Source organism: Rhodococcus sp. C26F (genome assembly GCF_053345925.1).
On sequence record NZ_JBKFBA010000093.1, the window covers coordinates 1 to 5392 of the forward strand.

Below are 5392 nucleotides of genomic sequence, written 5' to 3' on the forward strand. Positions count from 1 at the left end.
GGCGGCCCGTATCGCCGGGCGCAGCCTGGCCGCGCACCGGCTTCAGGACCGGGTCGACGAGATCGCCGCGACCGTCGCGCCGGTGCTGATCGTCGGCGAGTCCGGTGTCGGCAAAGCCCACCTGGCGCGGCAGATCCAGCACCGCTGGGGACCGAACGCCCCGATCCTGACCGTGGACGCGTCGACGTTGACCCCGTCGAGCGTGGCCGAGCTGCGCGCGCGTCTGTCCGGCAGCCTCGCGTGCATCATCGAGCACCTCGACGAGGTCCCCGACGAGGCCCTCGCCCCCACCCGGCGGCTGCTCGACGCCGCCGTCGAGCTGTCCGCACCGCTGATCGCCACCGCCACCTCGAGCACCCCCGACGATCTGCGGCATCAGGTGCAGACCCATGTGCGGCGCAGCGTGTGCATCCCGCCCCTGCGCCAGCGCATCGAAGATCTCACCGATCTCGCACGCGAGCTGCTCGCCGCCGAATTCCCCGACCGCCCGACCCCGCAACTGCAACCGGCCGCCCATCGGGCGTTGATCGCCCATCACTGGCCCGGCAACCTGCGCGAGCTCGCCTCGGTGCTGAGCACCGCGGCGGCGCGGTCGATGGGATTCGACATCAAACTCGAACATCTGCCCGCCGACTACCGCACCCTCGGCGCCGGCCGCCGGTTGACCTCGCTCGAACGCACCGAACGCGAAGCGATCGTCCGCGCACTCGACGAGTCCGACGGCAACAAATCCCTCGCCGCCGAACGACTCGGCGTCGCCCGCTCCACGCTCTACCGCAAGATCCGCGCGCTGGGCCTCGAAAACGAAAAGTTCGGATCCTGACCCCGAAACAACCTGTCGCATATCGAGACATCCCCGAGGACTCGGCGAACGAGATGATGAGGCGGGGCCGACGATCACGATCCCAGCCTCCTCGCACCGTCCGTCTGGACGGTGGCGTCCACCCGATCTAAAGGATGACCCACCATGAAGCGAACGGTGTACGGTGACGATCACGAGGCTTACCGGCACTCTGTCCGCGAGTTTCTCGCTCGATGGTTCGAGCCCCTGGCCGCCGACGTTCGTGCCAACAGGGCATTGCCCCGAGATTTCTGGCTTGCCGCGGGCAAGCACGATCTTTTGGGACTCGAAGTACCCGAACGATATTCAGGTGTCGAGGCAGGTGACTATCGCTTCAATGCGGTCCTCATCGAGGAATTGGCCAGGGTGAACGCCGCGTTGGCGTCTAGTGTGAGTATTCACTGTGACGTTGTGGCGCCGTATCTGGTGCATCTGACCACCGACGAGCAGAAGGCCAGGTGGCTTCCAGGACTGTGTTCCGGGGACGTGCTTACTGCCATCGGGATGACCGAACCCGGTGGGGGATCGGATCTGGCCGCATTGAAGACTACCGCAGTGCGGGACGGCAACGGGTGGTTGCTCTCGGGTGCCAAGACATTCATCACCAACGGTTACTCTGCAGACCTGGTGATCATTCCTGCACGTACCTCTCCATCGAAGAAGGCCAAGGGAATTACCCTCTTCGGCGTGGACACCTCCTTGCCCGGATTCGAGCGTGGCCGCAAACTCGACAAGGTCGGACAGGACGAAGCAGACACCGCTGAACTCTTCCTCGACCGGGTGCGCGTCACTGATGACGACGTGATCGGCGAGCTCGATCGAGGATTCATCCACATGATGTCCTTCCTGCCCCAGGAACGACTCGGATGCGCCATTGCCAATCTCGCGCACGCTGCGCAGATTCTGCTCGAGACGATCGACTACTGCCGAGAACGAAAGGCATTCGGGCAGTCCATCGGAACGTTCCAGCACAACAAGTTCTTGCTTGCCGAACTGGCGACCCAGCTCGACGTCACACAGGCGTACGTCGACCGCTGCATCGAAGCCCACTCGGAGGGGGCGTTGACACCGATCGATGCAGCCAAGGCGAAGTGGTGGACTGCCGAGATCCAGAACCGGATCCTCGATCATTGCGTGCAACTGCACGGGGGATACGGCTACATGAACGAGTACCGAGTGGCACGAGCCTGGCGGGATGCCCGGGTCACGAAGATCTGGGCGGGATCGAACGAAATCATGAAAGAACTGATCGGTCGCGATCTGGGCTTCTGATCTCGGCGTCGAGTACCGATTGTTCTGTCGTGAGTGCAGCAGGTTCGAATGCCGCATGGTAAGCGAATTAAGTTGTGATGATTACTAATACGTGTTTCGTATCGGATTGTCTTGACTCGATTTCGGACACTTCACATCACATATTCGCTTCTACCGTCGTAGATGTCCGGGCGGAAACACCCGTCCCGGGAAATCTCCAGGAGGACCACATGACCGAATCCCAGGTCGCCACAGCGACCCGCAGCGGCTCGCACTCGAACAATGACGTACTCGATGTTCTGATCATCGGGGGAGGGTTCTCCGGCCTGTACGCATTGGACCGACTGCGCGATCTCGGTTTCACCGTCAAAGTCTGGGACGCCGCGGGTGGATTGGGCGGAATCTGGTGGTGGAACTGCTATCCCGGAGCCCGTACCGACAGCACCGGACAGATCTACCAGTTCTCGTACAAGGACCTGTGGAAGAAATACGACTTCACCGAACTGTATCCGGGTCACCAGGGGGTTCGTGAGTACTTCAACTACGTCGATTCACAGCTCGACCTCACCCGCGACGTCGTGTTCGACACTTTCGCCGAAGCATGCACGTGGGACGAGGAAACCCGTCAGTGGACCGTACGGTCCGCCGACGGCAAGATCCAGAAGGCACGGCAGGTCATTGTTGCCACGGGATTCGGCGCCAAGCCGCTGTATCCGAATCTCGAAGGGCTCGATTCCTTCGCCGGTGAGTGCTACCACACTGCGCACTGGCCTCAAGAGGGCGTTGATATGAGTGGCCGCAAAGTTGTCGTCATCGGTACCGGCGCCAGCGGTGTACAGGTCGTCCAGGAGGCAGGTCATGTCGCCGAACATGTCACCGTGTTTCAACGCACCCCGAATCTGGCACTTCCGATGCAGCAACGCAAACTCACCCATGACGACAACGAGCACTTCCGGAAGGGACTGCCCGAGCGGTTTGCTACGCGCTACAAGGCGTTTGCCGGCTTCGACTTCGATTTCATTCCGCAGAACGCCACCGACCTGAGTAAGGAAGAGCGCGACGCGATCTACGAGAAGATGTGGGCAGAAGGTGGTTTCGAGCTGTGGCTCGGAAACTTCCAGGACATCCTTGTAGATGAGGAGGCCAACCGTACGTTCTACGACTTCTGGCGTGGCAAGGTCCTCGAGCGGGTCACCGACCCCAAGAAAGCGGCAATCGTCGCACCGGAGACGCCTCCGCACCCCTACGGCGTCAAGCGTCCCTCCCTCGAACAGGACTACTTCGATGTCATCAATCAGGACAACGTCGATGTCATCGACTCCAACGTCACGCCGATTCGACGGGTGCTGCCCCATGGTGTCAAAACCGACGACGGTGTCATCGAATGCGACCTCCTAGTACTGGCAACAGGGTTCGACAACAACCGTGGTGGGATCATGGCCATCGATATCACCGGCGTCGACGACCTGAAGATTCAGGACAAGTGGAAGTCCGGTGTCGACACGTGTCTGGGCCTATCAACCCGCGGATTCCCGAACATGATGTTCCTGTACGGACCTCAGAGCCCGTCCGGGTTCTGCAACGGCCCTACATCTGCCGAGTACCAAGGCGAAATCGTCGTCGAATTCCTCGAGTACCTGCGCGAGAAAGGGGCGACACGGTTCGAGAACACCGAAGAGTCCGAGAAGCAGTGGCGCGCACACGTCGACGAGCTTTTCGTGAACTCGATGTTCACGAAGGCACGTTCCTGGTACTGGGGTGCAAACGTGCCCGGTAAGCCGGCGCAGATGCTCAACTACTCAGGGGGAGTACCTCAGTACTTTGCTCGTTGGGAAGAAATCAAGTCCAACGGTTACGACACCTACGAGACCGACTGACGAGACGGATGCGCTTGGGCTACTGGGTCCCCAGTAGCCCAAGCATCCGTTCGACGGGGTTCGCTGCCCTGATCCCCGATGGACATCGACTGCGTCGATGGGGCAGTGATGGAACCGAGAGCATTGTCTTCGAGCAGGTTTCGCCAGAGGCGAGGCGGGCGCGAGCATCGGTGATGCGGTCGCGATGTACGCGAGGCGAATCAAACGACAGCACACGAACACGACGTGGATCGCCCAAGCGGGATCTGCGACTGTCCAGAGTTCTGGTTCAAACCGAACCGATGACGGACCTGGAAGGGTGTAGCCACGACCCTGACGTGCAAGAAGGCGCTGTGACGGAACGACGGGACCGGCCTGATGTGGAGGTAGAAGAGCCTTTATCTGCTGTCTGACCTTCGTGGGGCACGCGTCCTCACGCACCCGCTACGGAGCCGCTGCCCTCTATTCGTGCCGGTGCACCGGATGGTGGGCGCAGCCTTGCGGTGTTCGGTATGCACCCCGGCGAGGTCTTCAACTTCCTCCGCCACCGAGCGGTCACCGTTGTCGCGGTATTTCCGGCTGGTCCGGTCGATCGTGTCGGCCATCAATCATGGTCGCCGCACGACCGATGCCACCGGGACTTGCGACTTCCCAGGGCCGAAGACAACCAGCCCACCCGTCGGCGGTGCCCGGCCGGCGCCGGGACATCGAGTGGGAAGCCGTGTACATGATCTGCTGGTCGCCGGGTCGGTAACACCGTCAGGGCGGCGGACAGAAGCAGAGCCCGCATCGTCGGCTTCTATGGCAAATTGCAGCGAGGATCTTCCGTCGATATCGCGGGAAGATCGAAACGTCCGTAGCCCTGGCTCACGGGATCCCGGCGCCCGACGATCCGCCACGAACACCACCGCACCCGGTTGCCCGCGGTGGATGCTCGTGGGGCGAGCCGCCGACAGGTGGGCCGCGCCAGCCGTCAACCACAATACTGTCGACGCGAATATCGTACTCAATTGCGTTCTACAACACCAGTATTCATCTATCGTTCGCTGAGCTGCATCACCTCCCCCTGGGTGAGCGGCCATTCGTCGCCGATGGGAGTATGTCAGCGGCGGCTGACAGGGCTCAGCACCGACACACCCGAGGAAAAGGGCGCACGATGCAGATCAGGACTGTCGCAGCGCGTGCCCTCTCGCCATGCGACTCCGGATCGTCGTCCACAAGCGACCCTTACATCACGATGGCAGCCACATGGAGATCCCCCGATCCGGGCCCGAAACCCCGACAAAGGCCGATCCCTCCGAAGCCGCGCTGGCCGATGACAGGACGGCGGCGATCAATCCGAACGTTCAGCTAGTGCCGCATCACGCAACGTTTGCCCTGTCGACGATCTCCCGTAGCTGTTGATCCTCGGCGTGCTTGTTGCGCCAGATGATGTAGCGACGGA

Annotated in this window: 3 protein-coding genes; all 3 read left to right on the plus strand. The window is 61.7% G+C overall.

Translation table 11 applies throughout. The features are described from left to right. A partial coding sequence (locus ACLBYD_RS30425; protein WP_447819367.1) for a helix-turn-helix domain-containing protein occupies positions 1–823 on the plus strand: 823 nt, incomplete at its 5' end. Positions 824–967: 144 nt separating this feature from the next. After that, entirely contained in the window at positions 968–2113 is a 1146-nt protein-coding gene (locus ACLBYD_RS30430; RefSeq protein ID WP_447819368.1) for an acyl-CoA dehydrogenase family protein, read from the plus strand. 209 nt (positions 2114–2322) lie between these two features. After that, entirely contained in the window at positions 2323–3969 is a 1647-nt protein-coding gene (locus tag ACLBYD_RS30435) for a flavin-containing monooxygenase (protein WP_447819369.1), read from the plus strand. The last annotated feature ends 1423 nt before the right edge of the window (positions 3970–5392 follow it).